The sequence below is a fragment of the Ruegeria sp. BHSB058 genome (genome assembly GCF_059613285.1).
In genome coordinates this window covers 1-22,677 of sequence record NZ_JBXWSF010000002.1, presented here as the reverse complement: position 1 = coordinate 22,677, position 22,677 = coordinate 1, and the positions used below count along the sequence as shown (strand labels likewise).

General features: G+C 61.3%; 21 protein-coding genes. 3 read left to right on the top strand and 18 right to left on the bottom strand.

Features of this window, described 5'->3' with window-relative positions:
- Positions 1–17 precede the first annotated feature (17 nt).
- Positions 18–2,771 (bottom strand): Rne/Rng family ribonuclease, encoded by a 2,754-nt coding sequence (locus AC2FNB_RS00640; RefSeq protein ID WP_496743823.1) that lies wholly within the window; start codon positions 2,769–2,771, stop codon positions 18–20.
- Between the two features lie 465 nt (positions 2,772–3,236).
- On the opposite strand from AC2FNB_RS00640, the gene AC2FNB_RS00635 reads away from it, so the two are divergent.
- Positions 3,237–3,974 carry an alpha/beta hydrolase gene (locus AC2FNB_RS00635; protein ID WP_496743822.1) on the top strand — a complete coding sequence of 246 codons (738 nt, stop codon included), beginning with the start codon at positions 3,237–3,239 and terminating at the stop codon, positions 3,972–3,974.
- 7 nt (positions 3,975–3,981) lie between these two features.
- Here AC2FNB_RS00635 and AC2FNB_RS00630 read toward each other — a convergent pair whose 3' ends face one another.
- The 6 genes from AC2FNB_RS00630 to purC all read right to left on the bottom strand — a co-directional run bounded on the left by AC2FNB_RS00630 (position 3,982) and on the right by purC (position 9,946).
- Positions 3,982–5,316 (bottom strand): sigma-54-dependent transcriptional regulator, encoded by a 1,335-nt coding sequence (locus AC2FNB_RS00630; RefSeq protein WP_480748395.1) that lies wholly within the window; start codon positions 5,314–5,316, stop codon positions 3,982–3,984.
- A gap of 12 nt (positions 5,317–5,328) precedes the next feature.
- The gene (locus AC2FNB_RS00625) at positions 5,329–7,107 is read right to left on the bottom strand and encodes a sensor histidine kinase (protein ID WP_496743820.1); all 1,779 of its coding nucleotides are present in this window, start codon (positions 7,105–7,107) and stop codon (positions 5,329–5,331) included.
- 36 nt (positions 7,108–7,143) lie between these two features.
- Positions 7,144–7,812, bottom strand: a complete 669-nt coding sequence (gene purQ / locus AC2FNB_RS00620; RefSeq protein WP_496743818.1) for a phosphoribosylformylglycinamidine synthase subunit PurQ — start codon at positions 7,810–7,812, stop codon at positions 7,144–7,146.
- Between the two features lie 11 nt (positions 7,813–7,823).
- On the bottom strand, positions 7,824–8,867 hold the full coding sequence (locus AC2FNB_RS00615; RefSeq protein ID WP_496743817.1) for a zinc-dependent alcohol dehydrogenase family protein: 1,044 nt from the start codon (positions 8,865–8,867) through the stop codon (positions 7,824–7,826).
- A gap of 3 nt (positions 8,868–8,870) precedes the next feature.
- Entirely contained in the window at positions 8,871–9,101 is a 231-nt protein-coding gene (gene purS, locus AC2FNB_RS00610; RefSeq protein ID WP_480748391.1) for a phosphoribosylformylglycinamidine synthase subunit PurS, read from the bottom strand.
- A gap of 89 nt (positions 9,102–9,190) precedes the next feature.
- Complete coding sequence (gene purC / locus AC2FNB_RS00605) at positions 9,191–9,946, bottom strand: phosphoribosylaminoimidazolesuccinocarboxamide synthase (RefSeq protein ID WP_480748390.1); 756 nt, start codon at positions 9,944–9,946, stop codon at positions 9,191–9,193.
- 161 nt (positions 9,947–10,107) lie between these two features.
- Between purC and AC2FNB_RS00600 the strand changes: the two genes are divergently transcribed.
- Positions 10,108–10,428 (top strand): DUF1476 domain-containing protein, encoded by a 321-nt coding sequence (locus tag AC2FNB_RS00600; protein ID WP_480748389.1) that lies wholly within the window; start codon positions 10,108–10,110, stop codon positions 10,426–10,428.
- Between the two features lie 143 nt (positions 10,429–10,571).
- Positions 10,572–11,588 carry a betaine--homocysteine S-methyltransferase gene (bmt, locus tag AC2FNB_RS00595; RefSeq protein WP_496743815.1) on the top strand — a complete coding sequence of 339 codons (1,017 nt, stop codon included), beginning with the start codon at positions 10,572–10,574 and terminating at the stop codon, positions 11,586–11,588.
- Here the strand turns inward: bmt and AC2FNB_RS00590 are convergent, their stop codons facing one another.
- The 11 genes from AC2FNB_RS00590 to AC2FNB_RS00540 form a co-directional block, all read right to left on the bottom strand.
- On the bottom strand, positions 11,589–13,148 hold the full coding sequence (locus AC2FNB_RS00590) for a trypsin-like peptidase domain-containing protein (protein WP_496743813.1): 1,560 nt from the start codon (positions 13,146–13,148) through the stop codon (positions 11,589–11,591).
- Between the two features lie 41 nt (positions 13,149–13,189).
- On the bottom strand, positions 13,190–13,966 hold the full coding sequence (locus tag AC2FNB_RS00585; RefSeq protein WP_496743811.1) for an enoyl-CoA hydratase-related protein: 777 nt from the start codon (positions 13,964–13,966) through the stop codon (positions 13,190–13,192).
- A 75-nt stretch (positions 13,967–14,041) separates the two neighbouring features.
- The gene (locus tag AC2FNB_RS00580; RefSeq protein ID WP_496743810.1) at positions 14,042–14,497 is read right to left on the bottom strand and encodes a cytochrome c-type biogenesis protein; all 456 of its coding nucleotides are present in this window, start codon (positions 14,495–14,497) and stop codon (positions 14,042–14,044) included.
- Positions 14,494–16,458 carry a heme lyase CcmF/NrfE family subunit gene (locus AC2FNB_RS00575; RefSeq protein WP_480748384.1) on the bottom strand — a complete coding sequence of 655 codons (1,965 nt, stop codon included), beginning with the start codon at positions 16,456–16,458 and terminating at the stop codon, positions 14,494–14,496. The genes AC2FNB_RS00580 and AC2FNB_RS00575 overlap by 4 nt, the downstream gene beginning before the upstream one ends.
- A gap of 75 nt (positions 16,459–16,533) precedes the next feature.
- Complete coding sequence (locus AC2FNB_RS00570) at positions 16,534–17,112, bottom strand: holin family protein (RefSeq protein WP_496743809.1); 579 nt, start codon at positions 17,110–17,112, stop codon at positions 16,534–16,536.
- Entirely contained in the window at positions 17,103–17,714 is a 612-nt protein-coding gene (locus AC2FNB_RS00565; RefSeq protein WP_496743807.1) for a holin-associated N-acetylmuramidase, read from the bottom strand. Before AC2FNB_RS00565 ends, AC2FNB_RS00570 begins: the two co-directional genes overlap by 10 nt.
- A 120-nt stretch (positions 17,715–17,834) precedes the next feature.
- Positions 17,835–18,281, bottom strand: a complete 447-nt coding sequence (gene ccmE / locus AC2FNB_RS00560) for a cytochrome c maturation protein CcmE (protein ID WP_480748381.1) — start codon at positions 18,279–18,281, stop codon at positions 17,835–17,837.
- A 7-nt stretch (positions 18,282–18,288) separates the two neighbouring features.
- Positions 18,289–19,317, bottom strand: a complete 1,029-nt coding sequence (gene argC, locus AC2FNB_RS00555) for an N-acetyl-gamma-glutamyl-phosphate reductase (RefSeq protein ID WP_496743805.1) — start codon at positions 19,315–19,317, stop codon at positions 18,289–18,291.
- 93 nt (positions 19,318–19,410) lie between these two features.
- Positions 19,411–20,220 (bottom strand): glutamate racemase, encoded by an 810-nt coding sequence (locus AC2FNB_RS00550; RefSeq protein WP_496743803.1) that lies wholly within the window; start codon positions 20,218–20,220, stop codon positions 19,411–19,413.
- 7 nt (positions 20,221–20,227) lie between these two features.
- The gene (locus tag AC2FNB_RS00545; protein ID WP_496743801.1) at positions 20,228–21,106 is read right to left on the bottom strand and encodes a lysophospholipid acyltransferase family protein; all 879 of its coding nucleotides are present in this window, start codon (positions 21,104–21,106) and stop codon (positions 20,228–20,230) included.
- Positions 21,107–21,184: 78 nt separating this feature from the next.
- A partial coding sequence (locus tag AC2FNB_RS00540; RefSeq protein WP_496743799.1) for a DUF6537 domain-containing protein occupies positions 21,185–22,677 on the bottom strand: 1,493 nt, incomplete at its 5' end.

The window sequence follows — 22,677 nt, the reverse complement described above, 5'->3', positions numbered from 1 at the left end:
CCCGCCTTTTTGAAACATCAATTTCCCGCAGACCACCATCCACGCCGCTTTGGCTTGGGGGGCTCAGCTGGCTGTGGTGGCTCTTCCGACACGGTTTCCAACGTTGGCTCTGTGTCGGTTTGTTCGTCCGACTCGTCGGGATTCTCAGGTTCAGCATCAGACTGTTGAGTTTCCTCGACAGCTGAAGCGCTCTCTTCTGCGACCGACGTAGTCTCCAGAACGGCCTCAGATTCCACTTGTGCCTCTGCTTCCGGCTCCGACGCAGCGCTTTCCACCACTTCGAGCTGACTTTCCTCTACGCCAGGCTCCGTCGGCTGGTCCGCCGAAGAGTTCTCTGTCTCGTTGGTTTCGGAGGCGTCGCCTGCGTCATTTTCCAAAGCTACTGGTTCGTTCACGGCTTCCGAGTTCGGAGCAGCTTCTTCAACTACGGTAGCCTCTTCCTTTTTCTTCCGACGAGGTGCGCGGCGTTTCTTCGGCTTGGGTGCGTCGTCCTGCTGGGCCTCTTCCGTCGCTTCATCAGACGAAGGTTGACTTGGATTTTCTTTTGCCTCGACGCTTCCCTCTTCCGGGGTAAACTCTGATGGCTGAGTTTCACCAGAATCGGCAGCATCACCATTTCCACCGCTCTTTTTGCGGCGGCGGCGGCGGCGCTTACGCTTGGGTTTTTGCTCTTCCTCGACCTGAACAGTATCTTCTTCTTCTTCGTCGTCGCTTTCATCCGCATCTACCTGATCCATCAGGGATGCGTTTACCGAGACAACAGGGGCCAAAGGTTCAGGCACAATGCGGCTTGCGGTCTTGAACTTCTCCATCGAGAAATCCGGACTGACCAGATGAACGTCGCCTTCTATCCGGACCGACAATCCATATCGTGCCTCGATCTGAGCGATATGTTCGCGCTTCTGGTTCATCAGGAAGTTCGCGATCCCCACCGGGCAGCGCACCAGAACCTCGCGTGAGCGGCGGCGGGTGCCCTCCTCTTCGATCTGACGCAGAATCGACAAAGCCATATTGTCATCCGACCGGATCAAACCAGTGCCATGGCACGACGGGCAAGGCTGCGTTGTTGCTTCAAGCATACCGGGGCGCAGCCGCTGACGGCTCATCTCCAGCAAACCAAACCCCGAAATACGCCCAACCTGAATGCGGGCGCGGTCGGTCTTAAGCTTGTCTTTCAAGCGCTTTTCGACGGCTGCATTGTTCTTGCGCTCGTCCATGTCGATGAAATCGATAACGATCAACCCGGCCAGGTCGCGCAAACGCAGCTGCCGCGCCACTTCCTCGGCCGCTTCCAGGTTGGTCTTGAGCGCGGTTTCCTCGATCGAACCTTCTTTGGTCGCACGGCCCGAATTGACATCGATGGCAACCAGCGCCTCTGTCACGCCGATCACGATATAGCCACCCGACTTCAACTGCACCGCCGGGTTGAACATCGAGCTCAGGTAGCTTTCCACCTGATAGCGCGCGAACAATGGCAGCGTATCTTCGTACCGTTTCACGTTCTTGGCGTGAGACGGCATTATCATTTTCATGAAGTCCTTGGCGATGCGATATCCGCCCTCGCCCTCGACCAACACCTCGTCGATATCGCGGTTGTACAGATCGCGGATCGACCGCTTGATCAGGTCACCTTCTTCATAAATCTTCGCCGGCGCAATCGATTTCAGGGTCAGTTCGCGGATCTGTTCCCAAAGGCGCTGCAGGTATTCATAGTCGCGTTTTATCTCAGATTTGGTGCGCCTGGCGCCGGCAGTCCGGATGATCAGGCCCGCACCGGTCGGGACATCGATTTCCGACGCGATTTCTTTCAGCTTTTTGCGGTCGGCCGCATTGGTGATCTTGCGGCTGATGCCGCCGCCACGGGCGGTATTCGGCATCAATACGCAATAACGACCGGCCAGAGACAGATAGGTGGTCAGCGCAGCACCTTTGTTGCCGCGTTCTTCTTTGACGACTTGAACCAGCAGAACCTGGCGAACCTTTATGACTTCCTGAATCTTGTATCGGCGTGGGCGCGGCTTGCGATGTGGGCGAATATCCTCGCTGTCATCCTCTTCGGCCACGGATTCGATGCTGTCATCCTTGTCGCTTGCGTCCACACCGCCGATTTCGTCATCATCGCCATTGTCGCCATCGTCATCGGCTTGTTTTTCCGCCTCTTCAACAGCTGTGTCCCGAGGCGTTTCTTCGGATGCGCCATCAGAACCGGTATCAGAGTCGTCAGCATCTTCCCCGTCCGAAGGTTCCTCCACCGGGGTTTCCGCCACACGCTCCATCGGCGAGGTCCCTTCGGGCACCTCTGAATCACCGGGTTCGTCATCGTCATCCAAGTCGATCGTTTCCATGCCCGTGGGTTCCGAGGCCACATCCTTGGTCTCTACCGGGTCGTTCGACTTGAAGTCTTCGGCTTTGGCGCGCGAGCGTGAGCGGCGTTTTTTCGGTTTTCCCTCGTCAGTTTCGTCGCGATCCTTCATCGCTTCGGCATAGGCGCGCTCTTCCTCCATCAGCGCCTCGCGGTCGGCGACGGGGATCTGGTAGTAGTCGGGATGGATCTCGGAAAACGCCAGAAAACCATGACGGTTCCCGCCGTAATCGACAAAGGCCGCCTGAAGCGACGGCTCCACTCGCGTTACTTTTGCAAGATAGATGTTGCCAGCTAGCTGGCGTTTGTTTTCGGATTCAAAGTCGAACTCCTCGACCTTGTTGCCGTCCACCACCACGACGCGGGTTTCCTCCGCGTGGGTGGCATCGATAAGCATTTTCTTAGCCATGTTTCCTTGGTGCACCGCGCCAAATGCGTTGTCCTACCCTGTCCGGGCGGATGGGCGCTTTTGGGGTGGTGTCTTGTCTGGGCGATGTGAGACGGCGCAAGGCAGGGTCCGGCGCTATCGCCCCCTGCCCGTTCACTCAATGGTCGCGCGCGCGTCATCGCGGTTCTTCTCCGACAGACGCGGTCCAGCCTGCGCCTGCCCATTATTCCTTTCACCCGATTGTCCCGGGCGAAGGCACTCCATTGCCTCTGATCAGAGGCACAATCGGCCTGCGTTGCCATCCGGAAGTGGTCCGAAAGTTGCGGCAAAGCAGCGAAACTCAATGATTCGGGGCTTATAGACGCTGAATGCACCCTGCCCGTCCCGTCACAATAAAAGCAGTCCTGCGGAAAACACAATGGGCAAAGTGAATGCGTCTGACCGGAATGGCTTGACGGTTCTGTGGCTTCGACCAACCATCAAACGATGAAAAGCTGGTTTTTCCTCGGGTTCTTCACGCTGCACCTTGGCATCGCATCCTTGGCCGTTGCCCGGGAAAGTGTTCATTTTGTACTGGTCCACGGGGCGTGGGTGAGCGAAATGTACTGGAAGCCCATCGCAGATGTACTGAAGGATGGCGGCGCGGATGTGACCGCAGTGAACCTTCCGATGACCGGCGCCACCACCACTGTCGGCGATCAGGGCACATACACTTCTGAAGTTATCGATGCCTTGTCCGGCCCCGTGATCCTTGTGGCGCACAGTGCCGGAACGCGACCGGCCACCGTTGCCTGGGATATCAGTCGAGACAAAATTGCAGCCGTGGTGTTCTTCGAAGGCGCGCTGCCGACACATTCAGAACCCGAAGTCATCCCCGCCGACACCCGCACCCTGCAATGGCTGGTCATCAACGCACCGGATATCGTCGATCTGGGAATGTGGCCCCCGCCACCGGTGTTGCTCGAAAGATATGGCGATCAGACCCGCCCTGTCAGCCTCGCGTCGCTGACCGGAGCGGTCGAGCTGATCCATGGGCCGCTGCCAAGGGATATTCCCCGTGTGGCAATCACCATGACCGACATCCCATTGCGCTCTCTGGCCCGTGACGCCCGAACGGCAAGCGGCTGGCAGCACGTCGAACTGTCCGGAACTCACGACATAACGCAAAACGCCGCAGCGATTGCCACGGCGCTTCTGGATATTGCGGCGTCACTGCCGAAGTGAGGTTGCGTCAGAGGTAATCCGAACGCTGCAGGCCATACTTGGCCATCTTCTCGTTCAAAGTCCGGCGCGGCAGGCACAGTTCATCCATCACCGAGGCGATCGAGCCCTTGTGGCGGCGCATGGTGTTGTCGATCAGCATCCTTTCGAACGCTTCGACATATTCCTTGAGCGGCTTGCCCTCGGTCGTCATCACCGGCTGCATCTCTTCGTGATCGGACATCAGAAGCGAGGCAATAGTACCCGAGCCGCGACGCGATTGCAGAACGGCACGTTCGGCGATGTTGATCAGCTGTCGCACGTTTCCGGGCCACGGCGCCTGCAGCAGTTGCGCGGCTTCCTGCGCGCTCACTTGTGGTGCGTCGCACCCGTATTCTTCGGCGAACTGTTCGCTCAGACGGGTGAACAGCGTCAGGATGTCTTCGCCGCGCTGGCGCAGCGGCGGCATCGTGATCCGCAGGGCTGCGAGACGATAGAACAGGTCGGGGCGCAGCACGTCCTCGCTTGTCTTACCGGCCTCCTGCAGGTTCGAGATGGCCACGATGCGGGTTTCCGCAGGTGTCCCCTGTTCGTTCACTACGCTCAGAAGTCGGGCTTGCAACGTGTCGCTCAGGGCCTCGATACCTTCCAGCACCAGCGTACCACCGCGCGCTTCTTCGATGGCGGGCAACTGGCTGTCTTCGGGCTGCATCGGGCCGAAGAGGCGTTTGGACAAGGCCTCCTCTCCCAAGGCGGCGCAGGATACCAGCACGAACTTCTTGCCCGCGCGGCTGCCAACGGCGTGCAGCGCATGAGCGCAGAGCGTCTTGCCGGTTCCGGTTTCACCGTCGATCAGCACATGACCATCGGCCTGCCCCAGATCCAGTATATCCTCGCGCAGGCGTTCCATGACCGGGCTGGCGCCGATCAGCTTTTTCATGATCTGGGTGCCCCCCGACAATTCGCGGCGCAGTGCCCGGTTGTCGAGTGTCAGGCGGCGGGCATTGCTGGCACGTTTGGCCAGTTCCGACATGCGGTCGGGGTTGAACGGCTTTTCCAGAAAATCGAAGGCGCCGACACGCATGGCTTCGACCGCCATCGGCACGTCGCCATGACCGGTGATCATGATGACCGGCAGGGTGCTGTCCGATCCCATCAGTTTCTTGAGAAACTGAATGCCGTCCATCCCCGGCATCTTGATATCGGAAATCACGATCCCCGGATAATCCGGCCCCAGCACCTTGAGCGCCTCTTCGGCACTTGCGAATGTTTCCGTGTCGTACCCGGACAACGCCAGCCACTGGCTGATCGATTGGCGCATATCCTGTTCGTCGTCCACGATGGCGATTTTCATGGCCTGTGCCATAGTCATTCCTCGTTATTCAGCGGCCTCCAGGCCGTCCTTGTCCAAAATTGGCAACTGCATCTCGAACACCGCGCCGCCATTCTGCGCATTTCGCGCCGTAAGCCTTCCGCCATGGTCGTTCACGATCCCGGAGGAGATGGCAAGCCCCAGACCGACACCATCCCCCGGTTGCTTGGTCGTATAGAACGGCTCGAACAGGTTTTCGATATTCTCGATTCCATGCCCGTTGTCGCGCACCGTCAGGACGGCCATGTCACCTGCGGCCAGGATGATTTCGACATCCGGCTCGGATACGGATTTGGTGGCGTCCAACGCGTTTCGCAAGAGGTTCACCATGACCTGTTCGATCCGCATCCGATCCCCCATCACAAGAACCGGGTCTTCCGGCAGGATCTGGGTGATCTTGACGTGCCGCTGCCTGAGCTGCGGTTCCATCATCGAGAGGGACGAGGCCAGCGCATCGCCAAGATTTACGGGGGAAAACGCATCCGCGCCCTTGCGCGCATAGGATTTGAGCTGGCGCGTGATCGCGCCCATACGTTCGATCAGGCCGTCGATCCGGCCAAAGCTGGCCAGCGCCTCTTCGGGGCGGTTGCGGCGCAGCAAAAGGCGCGCACCGGCAAGATAGGTCTTCATGGCTGCCAGCGGTTGATTCAACTCGTGACTGACCGCGGCCGACATCTCGCCCAGGGCGGCGAGTTTCGAGCTTTGCGCAAGGGTCTGTTCAGCCACTTCCAGCGTCTTTTCAACCCGTTCACGTTCAGCAATTTCCCGCTGCAGCCTGGCGTTCAGTGCGCGAAGCTCCGCCGACTCGCGCTGGAACAGCGCCATGCGCAACGCGGTTCGCCGGCTGAGGGCATAGAAGGCCAGCGCCAACAGAATCGCGAAGCCCATGATTTCCAGCGCCAAAACGCTGTTCACCCGCTCGCGGATCGAAGCGTAAGTGGTAAAGGACGTCATCTGCCAGCCCCGGAACGGGATGCGGGATTCCATCCGCATCACCGCCTCACCCTGCAGATAGGCATCCGCGGGCAGGCCGCTCCAATCCGTCGTTGCCCGTATCGCGCGCTGAATGGCGGTTTGCGGCGTCTGGCGTTGCAACGCTTCGTTTTCGTTCAGCCCGCGCCAGCGGGGTTCGGTGGACAGGATGATTGTTCCGGTGCTGTCGGTAACCATGACCGCGTCGGAAATTCCCGCCCACGCGCGTTCGAACTTCTGCAAGTCGACCTCGACAGCGATAACGCCAAGAACCTCGGAGCCGCTTTCGATACGCCGGGAATAGAAGAACCTGTAGCCGCCCGCTTCCGTCTGGATGACCGAAAATATCGTTGCATTGGAGCGCAGGGCATCCACGAAATAGGTCATGCCCCGATGAGTTTCCCCCAGACGGTTCCGATCCGTGGCGGCAACCGACCGGCCATCCCGGTCCAGCAACATCAGGGAGGCGGCGCCGATCTCTTCCACGAACGAGATCAGGCGCTGCGTGGACAACGAAAAATCGTTCGACTGCAACGCCGCAATCAAGGTCGGGTCTCGGGCCAGAAGCTGCGGAACGATGGCGTTCCGGCGCAATTCGCTGAGCAGGTTGCCCGAATACAGCGCCAGCCGCAGTTCGGCCCGGTTGCGCGTGCTTTCCGTGAATCGTTGCGTCAGAAGCGTATTGGTGACCCAGACGGTGATGACCGCGAGAAACAGCAAGGACAGAACGACCGTGCGCAAACGCCAGCCCAGCGAACTGGTCTGGACCCACGAAGTGCGGTCCTTGTCGGAAATCTTAGCGTCGGAACTCATTCCCCAAGGCTACGCCGCCTCGCGCGCCATCACAAGTCAAGCTGGCGTCAGGACCCCGGCCAATGCGCGAAAGAGCGCCGTTCCGTCGGTGCCGCCGTGGCCCTGATCAACCGCGCGTTCGGGATGCGGCATCATTCCCAGAACTCTCCGGTTTTCCGAAAGAATTCCGGCAATGTCATCGCGCGAGCCGTTCGGATTCTCGGTATAGGTGAATGCGACCCGGTCCTGATCGCGCAGTGCGGCAAGGGTTTCGTCATCGGCAAAATAATTGCCGTCGTGGTGGGCGATCGGAATGCCGATCACGTCACCGGCGTTGTAGCCTTGCGTGAAGGCGCTGGCGCTGGTCTGGACCTTGAGACCGACGGTGCGGCAGATGTATTTCAGGCCGGCATTGCGCAGCAGCGCACCCGGCAGGACGCCGGTTTCGGTCAGGATCTGAAAGCCATTGCAGACGCCCAGGGCATAGCCGCCGCGATTGGTATGCTCGACCACTGCCTTGCAGATCGGCGACTGCGCGGCAATGGCGCCGCAGCGCAGATAGTCGCCATAGGAAAACCCGCCGGGAACGCCAACGATATCGACGCCAGACGGCAGGGTTGCATCCTTGTGCCAGACCATGTCGACCTGAAAGCCCGCCTGCTCGAAGGCCACGGCGAGATCACGGTCACAGTTCGATCCGGGGAATACGACTACGGCTGCGCGCATGGCAGGTCCTCCTAGGTCACAAATTCGGTGATGACGGCCACACCGGGGGGCGCAGGCCGGTCGAACGCGGCAAGCTCGTCGCTTGCCTGGCTCAGGGCGATGGTTCGGGTCACAAGCGGAGCAAGGTCGACCTGTCCGCCTGCGATCAGGTTCAACAGGGACGGATAGCGCCAGCTGGGCATGCCACGCGTGCCATAGACGGCAAGCTGCCCGGAATAGAGCACATCCATCGGCAGCGACATCTGCGTATGTGCGCCTGCGGGCATGCCGATCTGGACCATCCGGCCCAATTTTCGCAGCGACCGCATGGTGGCCACGGTCGTCGCCTCGATGCCGAGCGCCTCGACCCCGACATGGGCGCCGCCGCCGGTCAGTTCGCGCACCATCTGGGGTGCATCACAGGTCGCGGCGTTCACGACGGCGTCCGCGCCCAGCTTGCGGGCATAATCAAGCTTGTCGTCGCTGATATCGACGACAGCGACACGGGCCCCCAGCGCACGGCCCAGCAGGAGGGCCGAGATGCCGACCCCACCGCCACCAAAAACGGCCAGCCATTCGCCGGGCTGAATCGCGGCGCGACCCACCAGCGCCTGCCAGGCGGTCGTCACGCGGCATCCAAGGGCCGCAGCAATCTCGGGCGCAAGAGTGTCTGGCAGCGCCGTCAGGTTTGCGTCTGCATGGGCCACGGCGACATATTCGGCAAAGGCGCCGTCGCAGGTAAAGCCCGGCACCACCTGATCGGCGCAGATGGTCTGGTTTCCGGCCGAGCAATCGCCGCATTTTCCGCAGGCCAGAATGAACGGGGCAATCACACGGTCGCCGACGCGCAACCGTGTCACGTCTGCGCCGACAGCGACAACCTCGCCGCAGAATTCGTGGCCGGGCGTCATCGGCAACACCACATCCGGGTCAGAACCGGACCAGGCGTGCCAGTCCGACCGGCAGACGCCGCAGGCCAGAACGCGCACGACCACGCCATCGGCATCCGGGGTCGGATCCGGCACGGTCGTCAGCTCCAGCGGCTGTCGGTAGGCAGTCAGACGCGCGGCCCGCATGCGTCAGGCCAGTTCGATCTCGTAACGTTCGATCACGGTGTTGGCGAGAAGCTTTTCGCACATCTCGGCGACATCGGCCTCGGTGGCGCCTTCGGCCAGTTCCAGGTCGATCACCTTACCCTGGCGCACGCCCTCGACCTTGTCGAAGCCCATCGCGCCCAATGCATGACGCACCGCTTCGCCCTGCGGGTCCAGAACCCCGTTCTTAAGCATCACATGCACCCGTGCCTTCATCTTGTCCGTCCCTCGGCTTGCTTGAGAAACCCCTGAGGCTTCATCTTTCCACAAATACTCGAATGCGCCGCCCATCACGGGCGGTGCGGTCAGTTGATCAGGGTTGGCTTGGCCACCTGGCTTTTCGGCAGAACGCCCAGACGGCGCGCCACTTCGGAATAGGCATCGGTCAGGCTGCCCAGATCGCGCCGGAACACGTCCTTGTCCAGTTTCTGGCCGGTCTCGATATCCCACAGGCGGCAGCTGTCGGGGCTGATTTCGTCGGCCACGACAAGCCGCTGGAAATCGCCATCATAGACACGGCCGATTTCGATCTTGAAATCGATCAGGCGGATACCGACGGCCAGCATCAGGCCGCTCATGAAATCGTTGACCCGCAACGCCAGGCTGAGGATATCGTCCATGTCCTGCTGGCTGGCCCAGCCGAAGGCGGCGATATGCTCTTCGGTCACCATCGGATCGCCCAGGGCGTCGTCCTTGTAGCAGTATTCGACGATCGGGCGCGGCAGCTGCGTGCCTTCGGCGATGCCCAGGCGTTTGCTCATGGAACCGGCGGCATAGTTGCGCACGATCACTTCGAGCGGGATGATCTCGCACGAGCGTACCAGCTGTTCGCGCATGTTCAGGCGGCGGATGAAATGCGTCGGCACGCCGATCTGGTTCAATCCGGTCATGAAGAACTCGCTCAGGCGGTTGTTCAACACGCCCTTGCCTTCGATGACGTCCTTCTTTTCGGCATTGAACGCGGTCGCGTCATCCTTGAAATACTGCACGATGGTTCCCGGTTCGGGGCCTTCATACAGGATCTTGGCCTTGCCTTCGTAAATCTTCTTGCGACGCGCCATGTGCGACCCTTCCGGATTGGGGCGAGGACGTGAGTCCCTCTGCGTTTGCGCCCTCTTAAGCCAAGCGCTCTTGTGTCGCAAGCTGGCCGCACCCTCTTGCGGATGCGGCATAGCGGCGTCATACGTAATTTGAGGAAGAAATATTCAAGGGGACGCATCCCATGACCACATTCGACGAACGCGAAGCCGCGTTTGAAGCCAAATTCGCCCATGACGAGCAGATGCAGTTTCTGGCCCGGATGCGCCGCAACCGGTTCATGGCCGTGTGGGCATCGGCCCTGAAGGGCGAAACCGTTGAACATGCCAAGCAATACGGTCAAGAACTGGTTCACACCGACATTCAGCACGTCAGCGAGGACGATGTGGTCAACGCGGTTCTGAGCTATCTCGGCGATCTGACGGACGAGCAGACCGTGCGCCTGAAAATGTCCGAACTGCTGGTCGAAGCCAAGGAACAGGTTCTCACGGAATCGGAAATCTGACCTTTCCGGTCGATAGTTCCGGATATCTGGTACACGCCTCATGATCTTCATGAGATTTATGAGTTTGATTTGACGCCCCGTTCATGAGACACGGGGCGTCTCACATTTTGGTGACTGCAAAATACCACATATGGATCGCGACCATGACCAACGCATTTGCTGACCTTCTAGCAAGTTCGGATGCCCTCCTTGCGGATGGGGCCACCGGCACCAACCTGTTCAATATGGGCCTGCAATCGGGCGATGCGCCGGAGTTGTGGAATGTCGAGGCGCCCGACAAGATCCGGGCGCTTTATCGGGGGTCGGTCGAGGCCGGGAGCGATCTGTTTCTGACAAACACATTCGGCGGCACCGCTGCCCGGCTGAAGCTGCACGATGCGCAGGACCGGGTGCGCGAGTTGAACCGGATCGGGGCCGAACTGGGCCGCGAGGTGGCCGACAAGGCCGGTCGCACGGTGATCGTGGCGGGATCGGTTGGCCCGACGGGCGAGATCATGGAGCCGGTGGGCAGCCTGTCGCATGCCGCAGCGGTCGAGATGTTTCACGAACAGGCCGAGGGCTTGAAGGAAGGCGGCGTTGACGTGCTGTGGCTGGAAACCATCAGCGCGCCCGAGGAGTTTCGCGCCGCGGCCGAGGCCTTTGCCCTGGCCGATATGCCCTGGTGCGGCACCATGAGTTTCGACACTGCCGGGCGCACCATGATGGGCGTGACATCGTCGGATCTGGCGCAGCTGGTGGAAACCCTGCCCAATCCGCCGCTGGCCTTCGGCGCAAACTGCGGCACCGGCGCGTCGGATATCCTGCGCACGGTTCTGGGGTTCGCCGCACAAGGCACCGAGCGCCCGCTGATCTCGAAGGGCAATGCCGGAATTCCCAAATACGTGGATGGTCACATTCACTATGACGGAACGCCCGATTTGATGGGTGACTATGCGGCGATGGCGCGGGATGCCGGGGCGAAGATCATCGGTGGCTGCTGCGGCACCATGCCCGAACACCTGCGCAAGATGCGCGAGGCACTGGATACGCGTCCCCGCGGTGAGCGTCCGACGCTGGATCAGATAACTACGGCCCTTGGGTCGTTCACCTCGGCCTCGGACGGCACCGGCGATGACGCCGCAGGTCCGGAGCGCCGGGCGCGCCGCCGTCGCCGCGCCTGATCACTGGCTTGCACCGGGCGCCTGCAGCAGCGCCCGGACCTGAGCGGCCGGGACACCGAAATTCGATCCACCGAACTCGGGGATGATGGCGGCGTTGACCGCCACCACTTCGCCGTGCAGGTTCAGGACCGGCCCGCCACTGCCGCCATGCGTGGTTTCCGCGTCATAGACGATTGCAGCGGTCGTTGCCTGCCCCACGATGCCGCGGCTGGATAGCGGTGACATCAGGCCTGCTTCGGACAGCCGCGCGGCGACGTCCCAGAACCCGGTTTCGCCACGTTCCCGCAGCGCCTGCACGAATTCTTCGCCCGATTGCGTCAGCAGCGACATCAAGCCGGTCGGATAACCCATGACCAGCACCTCTTGCCCTGGAACCGGCGCGGCATCGGCCAGCGGAATGCCCGGCGGCAGATCGGTTTGCGATACTGGCGCAAGCAACGCCAGGTCCGCCGTTTCGCTGACGGTGCCCGGTGCCAGATCAATCGGCCCGATCCCACCCGGGAAGTACCCCACAAAGCGTGTCATCACCGGTTCCATCACTTCGCCGCCCAAGCGGACACCGGGTTCGTCATCCCAGGGTACGGCCACATGCCGGTTGGTCACGATCACCGGGCGATCCGACAGAACGAAACCGGTTCCGTTGAACTGAACCTCGGCCACCGGACCATTGCCGTCGAGCGACAGCATCGGCTGCCCGTTGGGCAAGCGGATCGGTACGCCGCCTGCATCCACGACCTGCCGCAGCATTTGCCCGCTTTCCCGGTGCCGCAGCCCATAGCCGCCCTGAAGGAACGCCACCGATGCCGCCGCCTGTCCGACAACGCGCATCGCGGCCTGGGACTGTGCCTCGAGCGACTGAAGGCGTTCGGTATTCACGGATAGCCGGTTGCGGAAATCTTCCTCGAGCGCCGCGAGATCACCGGGGTGCAGCGCATCGCGCTGTGCCTCGGACAAGGCTGCGGCGAGGGAATCGACCTGAAACTGGCCGCTTTCCATTTGTGCCCTAAGGGTCCGGTCTTCGCGATATTGCAGCACCACGGCGAGCGTCAGCACGGCCAAGGCAAGCAGGACGCCGGCGCGAAACAGCAAGCTGGTGTCGGTGGCGGTTCTTCGGAGCGTTCCAAGAACCGCGCGGCTCAAGCGTCGGAAGAACGGTTTGCGGCTGCTGCGCAGATAGCACATCGCGTCGTCCAGGATTTCGGCGAATGTCGGCTTGGGGCGGGTCAGGTCGTCGTATATCCGGAGCCGGGACAAGGGGCCGGTTTCCCCAAACTCGATCATGTCGCCCTGTTTCAACTCGGCCTTTTGCACCGCACGCCGGTTGACCCAGATGTCGACACCACCCGATGCCTCGACCGAAAAGGTTTCGCAATCCCTCAGGACGCGGGCGGCGAACGTCCCATCAGGCAGCTGCGCGCCGGGCGGCAAAACACGAAGACCGCCGGACTGATCCAGCCAGATGTCCATCGCATCGGCGGTGATCCAGGAGTAATGGCCGCGGTTCTTGCCGGTCAGATGTTCAAGGACCGCCGCGCAGGGGCTGGGGGTCGGTGCAGTCATATACCGATCATGACGCCCTGCCGCCCCTGTCTGTCAATGGCTTAGCGGCCCTCGAACCTTGGCGGACGCTTTTCCAGAAACGCCACGACGCCTTCGGCGAAATCGCGGGTGCGGCCGCATTCGCCCTGCAGATGCGCCTCGACCGCCAGCTGTTCGGGCAACGTCCGGTCATAGCTGCCACGGATTGCCTTTTTGATCGCGGCGAACCCCGCAGTCGGACCACTGGCCAGATAGGCCGCGCGCTTGCGCCAATGCGCCTCGAAGTCATCGTCGGCGACCGCTTCCCAGATCAGTCCCCAGTCTTCGGCCTGACGCGCGCTGATCTTGTCGGCGAAAAGGGCCGCACCCATCGCCTTGGCGAACCCCATCTGGCGCGGCATGAACCATGTGCCGCCCGCATCCGGCATCAGGCCGATCCGCGCAAAAGCCTGCAGAAAATAGGCGCTCTTGGCAGCGATGACGACGTCCGCACACAAGGCCAGGTTTGCGCCCGCCCCGGCGGCAGGGCCGTTCACGGCGGCAATGGTGGGCACCGGGCAGTCATAGACCGATTGCAGCATCGGTTCGTATTCGTCGCGCAAGGCGCGTTCCAGATCGATCTTGCCGGTGCTGGAGGCATCGCCCAGGTCCTGCCCGGTGCAGAACGCCCCGCCCGCCCCGGTCAGGACAATGGCACGCGCGTGCTTTGCGCCTTCGTGCATTGCATAGGTGATCTCGGCCCGCATCTGGCTTGTCAGCGCGTTCATCTTCTCGGGCCGGTTCAGCGTCAGGACCGCCAGGTTATCGGCAATCTCGAACGTGATGGTGTCATACTGCATGGGATGCCCCTCGCCTGCGTTCCGTTTGAACGCAAACTGGCGCAACCTGACGTTATGGGAAAGCGGAACCGCGCGTCACTCTTCGAGAATTTGGCGCAGCCGTTCCTTTTCCTGATCGCTGAGGGCGGCCTCGGTCGGCACCGTTTTCCTGCTGGATCTGTTGCGAACGAAATTCCAGCCCATGATTGCCGCGACCAGCAACATGATTGGCCCGGCCAGCCACAAAAGCCAGTTCGCGCCACTGGCCGTTGGTTTGAGCAGGACGTATTCGCCATACCGGTCGACGATGAAGTCGATCGCCTCTTCATCCGTGTCGCCCGCCACCAGACGTTCGCGCACCAGAATGCGCAGGTCACGGGCCAGTTCCGCGTTGCTTTCGTCGATGCTTTCATTGCGGCAGACGAGGCAGCGCAAGCCCTGGCTGAGTTCGCGCGCGCGCCCTTCCAGCACCGGGTCATCCAGCACTTCGTCGGGTTGCACGGCCAGAACGGGGCTGGCCAACAGCATCAGGATCAGGATCAGCCGTTTCATTCTGCGGGCACTCCGGCCTGGGGGGATCTGCGCGCGCCGGCGGCGACGCGGAAACGCCGGTCCGTCAGGGACAGCAACCCGCCAAGCGCCATCAGGATCGAGCCGCCCCAGATCCAGTTGGCAAATGGTTTGATATAGGTCCGCATGGTCCAGCTGCCGTCCAGTTGACGATCGCCGATGACCACATAGAGATCGCGCAGGAAGCGGTAGTCGATGGCGGCCTCGGTCGTCGGCATCCGGGACACAGGGTAGTCCCGTTTCTCAGGGTTGAGCATGGTGATGACGCGGCCGTTTTTCTCGATCTTCACTGTGCCCATGGTCGAGACATAGTTCGGCCCGTCAACGCGCCGTACGTCCTGCAGTGTTAGGGTGAAACCGCCGACCTCGAAAGGCTCTCCCATTTGCGCCACGCGAATATCCTCGACCTCCCAGGCCATGAGTCCCGCGATGGCGAACATGGTGATGCCCAGCCCGGAATGTGCGACCGCCTTGCCCCAATCGGCGCGCGGCAGGCGCATCATGCGGCTTAAGCTGCCCTTGCGGCCGGTCCGGCCCCAAAGATCGACGGCGGCCCCAAAGGTGATCCAGGCGCCCAGGAACAGGCCGACCGGCCCAAGGGCGCTGCGCCCCGTCTGCATGACCCAGACCAGCAACGCCAGCGCGACGGCAAGGCCAAACGCGTAGCGCAGCGACCAGGCCGCCTTGCCCAGCTTGCCGCGTTTCCAGGGCAGCATGGAGCCAAGCGGCAGGATGATGCCCAGGGCGACCATGAACGGGGTGAAGGCTGCGTTGAAGAAAGGCGCGCCGACCGACAGTTTGCGGTCAAAGGCCATCTCGGCCACGATCGGCCAGAGAGTGCCAAAGAAGACCACGAAACACGCAACGGCAAGCAGGATGTTGTTCAGCACCAGTGCGCTTTCGCGGCTGACCATGCCGAACACGCCCTTGGCCTCCATCGCCTGCGCGCGCGCCGCGAACAAGGTCAGCGCGCCGCCGATGAAGAATGCCATGATGAACAGGATGAACACGCCACGTTCCGGGTCATTGGCAAAGGCGTGCACCGAGGTCAGCAGACCCGAACGCACGATGAACGTGCCGATCAGCGAGAACCCGAAGGCGATGATCGCCAGCAGGATCGTCCAGCTTTTCAGCGCTTCGCGTTTCTCGACAACGATGGCCGAGTGCAGCAACGCCGCCGCCAGAAGCCACGGCATGAAAGACGCGTTTTCGACCGGGTCCCAGAACCAGAAACCGCCCCAGCCCAGTTCGTAATAAGCCCACCACGACCCCAGCGCGATGCCGATGGTCAGGAAAATCCACGCAGCCAGCGTCCACGGCCTTACCCAGCGGCCCCACGCGGCGTCCACGCGGCCTTCGATCAGGGCGGCCACGGCGAAGCTGAAGGCCATGCTGAGGCCAACATATCCAAGGTAGAGGAACGGCGGGTGGAAGGCCAAACCCGGGTCTTGCAGCAAAGGGTTCAGGTCCTGCCCGTCAAAGGGCGCCACGATCAGGCGTTCGAACGGGTTCGAGGTGAACAGGATGAAGCCGAAGAATGCAACCGCGATGGCCGATTGCACCGCCAGCACGCGCGCTTTCAGAGTGGGCGGCAGGCCGCCGCCGAACCAGGCCGCCATGGCCCCGAACAGGGTCACGATCAGCACCCACAACAGCATCGAGCCTTCGTGGTTCCCCCAGGTGCCGCTGATCTTGTAGATCATCGGCTTGGCCGAGTGACTGTTCTGCACGACGACCCTGAGCGAGAAGTCCGAGGTAACGAAGGCCCAGACCAGTGCGCCAAACGCAAAGGAGGTCAGCAAAAACTGCACCATCGCGGCGGGTTCGGCCATCGCCATCCACCCGGACCAGCGTTTGTGTGCTCCGACGAGCGGGACAACCGATTGCACGATGGCAACCAGAAAGGCGAGGATCAGGGCGAAATGGCCAAGCTCTGTAATCATGGCCCGGTATATACTGCGAGGCCCGGGGAGGTTCCAATCACTTTCGCCCCGCGGACCCGCACAAAGTGTCGCGGCTCAGCCCCTGCGCTGCTTGCGCCAGTCCTCAAGGGCGGGGTTTTCCTGTGCCTCCACCGTGGAAACCGTCAGCGCCGCGTCGCCGTCCGGATCAGCCGCGCCGGGGCTGTCAGCCCGCATCTCGCGAAGTGCGGCGATATTCCGGGTGACCTGCGGGACCCGTTCGACGACCCCGGCGATTTCACGCTGAAAATCCTGTGACTTGGCCTGATGCCGCGCGCCGAAATAGAAAGACACGATCACCCCGAGCAACCACCAAAGGGGTTCGGGCACCAATGCAATGCCCTGCATCCGTTCGGCGAACCACAGCGGATCAACCATTGCGGCAACAAACAGGCCCAGTGTACCGAAGGCCAGCGCGGGGCGTGGCAAGCGGTTCAGCCCATCCACGAACCGGTCGAACCCGCCTTTTCGCGGCACCGAGAATTCGGCGCCGAACTGTCCCATGGCCTGGGTTTGCAGGGTCAGCTGACGCCCGGCCCCTTCCTCGGCATTCTCGCGGAACACTTCGGCAGTTTCGGCGACCAGGTTGCGGCCGTTACCGAACAGGAAACCCAGGATGCCCGAAATCAACCCCATGACGCGATCCTTTCCCGAAAATCCTTTTCATTCAGATGGTAGCGGGGCGAGATGAAAGCCTCGGCCCGTTTGATCCAACCTCCCTTGCCTGCGCTTCTGGTGCGCACGTATTTGCGTGACGCCGGTCGTTGATCGGCAAGGCGGAAGTAGTAGTTGCGGCGCGCGATGCCGTAGGCGTCCCGCAAAATCAGGGCATTCGGGCGCGAAGCCTCGAATGCTGAGCGAACGGATTGTGGCCCGATCAGGCCATCCACGGCCAGATCGAATCCCATGTCGCGCAGCAAGGTTTGCAAGATGCGCACCGCCTGTGATCCTGCATTGACGTACATGTCGAACAAGGGCGCCTGCAATGACTCCGGCATCTCGCCGATCCGGGGTTTTCGGAAGTAGTGCACAAGAAAGACCTCGACGGCCTGTCCGCGCGTCAGTTGCCGGACATCCGAAACACCGATTGCGCCGTCCTTGTCCAGATCCAGCCCCAAGCGGCGCATCGTGTGGATTGTGACCCCATATTTCGTTGCCCCACCCGGATCGTCCGGGTCGTTTACAAAACCACCCTCGCGCGCAACGATTTCTTCGGCGATCTGTCTTACCGTCTGCATGCCAACCCTCCGCAAGTCCGGCCAGACGCTGCGCCACAAAGGGTTTACCCTGCGCAAGCAAACAGGGCGTTGCATGTGCAACGCCCTGATGGGACAGTTCGGAATGAAGCGGTGGCAAGATCAGCTTTCGCCGGGCTCCTTGTAGACGCCTTGATCCTTGAGTGCGTCCATCACCTCTTTCGGCATGTAGGTTTCGTCGTGTTTTGCAAGAATTTCAGTTGCTTCAAAGACACCATTCACGTAACGGCCCGTGCCGATCATGCCCTGATTCTCGGCAAACAAGTCAGGTAGAACGCCGGTAAAGACCACTGGCACGCTTTCGCCGCCATCAGTCACCGAGAACTGCACCGTCTCGCCCTGCCCACGCACCAATGTGCCTTCTTCGACCAGCCCGCCCATCCGGAACACTTCGGTCGGTTCCGGCGGTTCGGCTATGATCTGGCTGGGCGCGCGGAAAAAGTTGATGCCGTCGCGCATCGCGTACCCAATCAAACCGGTCGCCAACGCGAGGGCCACCACGGCCAGCAGAATAACTTGTACGCGGCGTCGTTTCTTGAGCGATTTCATGTCGTCCTCACGGGAATAGCGGGGCCATCATCAGGCCCGTCGTTTCAGGCTCACCTAACATCAGGTTGGCGTTCTGCAAGGCTTGGCCACTGCTACCTTTTGTCAGGTTATCCAGCGCACCGATCACGATGGCGCGCCGTTCGATCCGGTCGGCGGTCACCCCGATATGGCAGAAGTTCGAACCCCTTACGTGATGGGTCGAAGGTGCCTCGCCAAAAGGCAGCATCTGGATAAAGGGTTCGTTTTCATAGGCATCGCACAGGGTTTCATAGACGCTGTGGGGATCACCATGCACGTAAGTGGTGGCCAGAATGCCCCGATTGGCCGGGATCAGATGCGGCGTGAACTGCACATGCACGGTACGACCGGCGATCCTGGAGAATTCCTGATCGAATTCGCCTAAATGCCGGTGGGTGCCGCCGATGGCATAGGCGTTGTAGCCTTCGCTCAGCTCGGCGTGCAGGAGGTTTTCCTTCAACGCCCGCCCTGCCCCGGAAACCGCGCATTTCAGATCGAGAATGATGTCATCCAGATCAATCACCCCTGCTGAAATCAGGGGCCGCAAAACATATTGACCTGTTGCGGCGTTACATCCGGTGCCCGCCACCAGCCGCGCGTCTTTGATTTCGTCGCGGTAGAACTCGGTCAGGCCATAGACGGCCTCGGCCTGGCACTCCAACGCGGCATGCGGATTGCCGTACCACTTCTGGTATTCGGCCGGGTCGCGCAGCCTGAAATCGGCGGAAAGGTCCACGATTTTCAGCGTCTTGGGCAGATCGCGAATGATCTCCTGGCTGGTCTTGTGGGGAAGCGCGCAGAAACACAGGTCGATCTGGTCGAAATCGATCTCGTCGATCCTGCACAACACCGGCAGGTCGAGATGCCGCAGATGCGGAAAGACTTCGGCCATGCTCTGGCCTGCCTTGCGCTCGGCGGCGAGTGCCACGATGTCCATGTTCGGGTGCTCGGCGATCAGCCGCACCAGTTCGGCGCCGGTGTAACCGGATGCGCCCAGAATTGCGATCTTGTGGGTCATGTCAGACCTCTTCTCTTGGGTGTCACATGTGTTGACCGCCGATGTGACGGTCACGGAAATAGGAAATTGGATCAATACCGTCCTTGACCGAAGTCAGGCGGCCTCGAAGGTGATCCGTCGTCGGAGGAACTGCGTCGCCCGGTCGCTGACAAAACCCGGTTTGCCGGTGGTCAGATACCCGCCCGCCCCCTCGCCAAGCATGTTGGGGTGCCGTTCAAGGTAATCGGCCAGACTGTCGGCCACCAGCGCGCCCTGACTGAACACCTTGACGTCCAGCCCCAGCGCTTCCTGGAACGTGGATTCCATCAACGGATAGTGCGTACAACCCAGAATGGCGGCCTGCGGATGCGGCATCTTGCGTCTGAGCGCATCAACGTGGCTGCGCACGAGCGCTTCGGCCAGGATCAGGTCGCCCTCTTCTATGGCGTCGACGACTCCGCCACAGCTTTGCGCCTCGACATCCACGCCGATGGCGCGGAAAGCAAGTTCACGCTGGAAGGCGCGGCTGGCCACAGTCGCAGGGGTTGCGAACAGTGCGACATGCTTGGTTTCCACCTCGCGCGGCGGTGAGTTGTCGCCCCATTGCCGCTCGGTCAGGGCCTCGATCAAGGGAACGAAGACGCCCAGCACACGCTTGCCTTTGGGCACCCCCGCCTCCTGCATCCGCCGCAGAGCGGCGGCGCTGGCGGTGTTGCAGGCCAGAATCACAAGGTTGCAGCCCCGACCCCAGAGGTCATGCACCGCGCTGCGGGTCAGTTGATAGATATCCTCGGCGTCCCGAACGCCATAGGGCGCATGGGCGCTGTCGGCATAGTACAGGAAATCGACGTCCGGCAGACGTTTCTGCGCGGCGTTTAGAACGGTCAGACCGCCCAATCCGGAATCAAAGATACCTACTGCCATTTGACCTTCAGGCGCGATGCCGTTCCTCGAATTCATAGCCGTAGTCATACGATTTCAACGGCTCCGGAGACAGCTCATACGTGGCTTTGCGAAGAAAATCCATCATCTTGCGCGTGTCGCGCGACAACGGGTCCAGAATGTCGCGTCCGATGGGGTTACCGACCGCCACACGCACGGGTGTATCGACCCGTTTCCTGAACTCCTTGATCAGCAGCCCCATGCGCAAAGTGCTGTGCAGGTGGCTGGCGATCTGGAACAGGCGCGAGGTATGGCCGTCGAAGAACAGGGGCACAACGACCGCGTTGGATTTTCCGATCATACGCGCGGTGAACCCGCGCCAACCCGGGTCCATGGGGTGCGAGAACAGCCGGGCAGAGGTGCTGACGGTGCCGCCGGGAAAGATGCCAATCGCCCCACCCTCGCTGAGGTAATCAAGCGACACGCGCCGGGTATCAAGGTTCGTCTTGACCGCCTCCTTGGTGTCATCGAATGACACGGGCAGAACAACCCGATCCAGATCCTCTGCCTTGCGGAATACCCGATTGGCCAAGATCCGGAAATCGCCCCGAGTCTGCGACAGGATGTGCCCCATCATCAGACCGTCGAGAATTCCGTAGGGATGGTTCGCAATCAGAATCAGCGGGCCTTGATTGGGAATATTCGACAGCGAACCGCCCACGACATCCAGCGTCAGCCCGTAACGCTCGACCATGACAGCCCAGAAATCGCGCCCGGCGGCGACCTCGTTTTCGTACCCGTTCGCCCGCTTGATCAGGCGCAGCCGCCCGGTTGTGTTTTCCATCAGCCGGATCACCGCTCGCCCGCCCCGCGTGGCGGCGGAATGCGCGTAGGTGATGTCGCGTGCGATATGACGGTGCGAAGGCATGGCACACTCCGATTCGATGCCCGCTAGATAAGGGCGGACACCGTTTTTGCATAGCCTCTGTAACCGGAGTGTGACGGTTTATTCGGCGGCGTTCCTGACCTCTGGCCCGCCTTGACGGATCACTGCCAGCAGCTCTTCGCGCCGTTTTGCGGCCTTGGCTTCGTATGCCACTTTCACTGGCCCGAAACCCCGGATATCCAAAGGCAGACGCGCCAGCGCAATGATCGCTTCGCGGGATTGCGGCGTCAGCTTGGGCAGGACCTCTTTCATGTCCTTTTCGTATTGCCGGATCAGCGCGCGCTCCATCCTTCGTTCGGCACTGAAGCCGAAGGGGTCAAGCGGCGTCCCACGCAGCGCCTTCATCCGCGACAGGAGCTTGAGCGGCCCCAGCATCCATTCGCCATATTCGCGTTTTTTCGGGCGTCCGTCCGGCCCCATTCCGCCAAAGATCGGCGGAGCAAGGTGGAGCGTCATCTTCAGGTCGCCGTCGAACTCTTCCGCCGCTTTTTCGCGACTGCTCAGCAACATCCGGGCAACTTCGTATTCGTCCTTGTAGGCCAAAAGCTTGTGGTACCCTTCGGCCAGCGCTTCTTTGAGACCGGTGTCGTCAATACCATCCAGCATCTTGCGATAGCGCTTGGCCAACCGTTTGCCCTGATAGTCGACCAGAAGATCGGCGCGGTAGTCGATCTTTTCATCAAGTGTCTTTGGCAGATCGACAACGTTGGGTTGAACTATGTTCGCCACTTCATCGGGATGCAGAACCGCCCAGCGCCCGATTTCGAACGCTCGCTTGTTGCGTTCCACGGCAGCACCGTTCAGGTCGATCGCTTCCAGGATCGCATCATGGCTGATCGGCAACAGGCCCCGCTGCCAGGCAGCGCCAAAGATCATCATGTTGGAATAGATCGAATCCCCCATAACGGCGCGTGCCAGTTCCGAAGCGTCGAACAAGTCGAGCTTGTCCTTCAGCCGCGCCTGCAATGCCAGCGTCAGGCGATCCGCCGGAATCTGGAATTCGGTATTGCGGGTGAAATCACCGGTGATGATCTCGTGGCTGTTGACCACGGCGCCGGTTTTTCCGGTCTGCGTCAGGCCAAGCGTCTTGGCCCCGGCAGATACCACCAGATCGCCACCGATCAGAGTGTGTGCCTCGCCCGTGGCGACACGGATCGCGCTGATATCTTCGGGCTTGTTCGCCAGCCGGCAGTTGATCTGAACCGCACCACCTTTTTGGGCGAGGCCGGCCATCTCCATCATTCCAGCGCCCTTGCCGTCGATCTGCGCGGCTTGCGCCAGTACCGCGCCGATGGTCACGACGCCGGTGCCACCGACACCGGTGATCACGACGTTATGGGTGCCGTCAATTTCCGGCAGCGTCGGCATCGGCAGGTGCGGAATGTCGATTTCGGTCGTTGCCTCTTTGCGGATCCTGGCCCCTTCCACGGTCACGAAGGACGGGCAGAAGCCGTTGAGGCAGGAGAAATCCTTGTTGCAGCTTGACTGATCGATGGCCCGCTTTCGGCCCAGTTCGGTTTCCTTGGGCACGATCGAGACGCAGTTCGATTGCA

What these genes read in the sequence shown, in the direction of transcription:
- AC2FNB_RS00640 (WP_496743823.1), bottom strand. Translation starts at nt 2,771, where the DNA reads ATGGCTAAGAAAATGCTTATCGATGCCACCCACGCGGAGGAAACCCGC.
- AC2FNB_RS00635 (WP_496743822.1), top strand. Translation starts at nt 3,237, where the DNA reads ATGAAAAGCTGGTTTTTCCTCGGGTTCTTCACGCTGCACCTTGGCATC.
- AC2FNB_RS00630 (WP_480748395.1), bottom strand. Translation starts at nt 5,316, where the DNA reads ATGGCACAGGCCATGAAAATCGCCATCGTGGACGACGAACAGGATATG.
- AC2FNB_RS00625 (WP_496743820.1), bottom strand. Translation starts at nt 7,107, where the DNA reads ATGAGTTCCGACGCTAAGATTTCCGACAAGGACCGCACTTCGTGGGTC.
- purQ (WP_496743818.1), bottom strand. Translation starts at nt 7,812, where the DNA reads ATGCGCGCAGCCGTAGTCGTATTCCCCGGATCGAACTGTGACCGTGAT.
- AC2FNB_RS00615 (WP_496743817.1), bottom strand. Translation starts at nt 8,867, where the DNA reads ATGCGGGCCGCGCGTCTGACTGCCTACCGACAGCCGCTGGAGCTGACG.
- purS (WP_480748391.1), bottom strand. Translation starts at nt 9,101, where the DNA reads ATGAAGGCACGGGTGCATGTGATGCTTAAGAACGGGGTTCTGGACCCG.
- purC (WP_480748390.1), bottom strand. Translation starts at nt 9,946, where the DNA reads ATGGCGCGTCGCAAGAAGATTTACGAAGGCAAGGCCAAGATCCTGTAT.
- AC2FNB_RS00600 (WP_480748389.1), top strand. Translation starts at nt 10,108, where the DNA reads ATGACCACATTCGACGAACGCGAAGCCGCGTTTGAAGCCAAATTCGCC.
- bmt (WP_496743815.1), top strand. Translation starts at nt 10,572, where the DNA reads ATGACCAACGCATTTGCTGACCTTCTAGCAAGTTCGGATGCCCTCCTT.
- AC2FNB_RS00590 (WP_496743813.1), bottom strand. Translation starts at nt 13,148, where the DNA reads ATGACTGCACCGACCCCCAGCCCCTGCGCGGCGGTCCTTGAACATCTG.
- AC2FNB_RS00585 (WP_496743811.1), bottom strand. Translation starts at nt 13,966, where the DNA reads ATGCAGTATGACACCATCACGTTCGAGATTGCCGATAACCTGGCGGTC.
- AC2FNB_RS00580 (WP_496743810.1), bottom strand. Translation starts at nt 14,497, where the DNA reads ATGAAACGGCTGATCCTGATCCTGATGCTGTTGGCCAGCCCCGTTCTG.
- AC2FNB_RS00575 (WP_480748384.1), bottom strand. Translation starts at nt 16,458, where the DNA reads ATGATTACAGAGCTTGGCCATTTCGCCCTGATCCTCGCCTTTCTGGTT.
- AC2FNB_RS00570 (WP_496743809.1), bottom strand. Translation starts at nt 17,112, where the DNA reads ATGGGGTTGATTTCGGGCATCCTGGGTTTCCTGTTCGGTAACGGCCGC.
- AC2FNB_RS00565 (WP_496743807.1), bottom strand. Translation starts at nt 17,714, where the DNA reads ATGCAGACGGTAAGACAGATCGCCGAAGAAATCGTTGCGCGCGAGGGT.
- ccmE (WP_480748381.1), bottom strand. Translation starts at nt 18,281, where the DNA reads ATGAAATCGCTCAAGAAACGACGCCGCGTACAAGTTATTCTGCTGGCC.
- argC (WP_496743805.1), bottom strand. Translation starts at nt 19,317, where the DNA reads ATGACCCACAAGATCGCAATTCTGGGCGCATCCGGTTACACCGGCGCC.
- AC2FNB_RS00550 (WP_496743803.1), bottom strand. Translation starts at nt 20,220, where the DNA reads ATGGCAGTAGGTATCTTTGATTCCGGATTGGGCGGTCTGACCGTTCTA.
- AC2FNB_RS00545 (WP_496743801.1), bottom strand. Translation starts at nt 21,106, where the DNA reads ATGCCTTCGCACCGTCATATCGCACGCGACATCACCTACGCGCATTCC.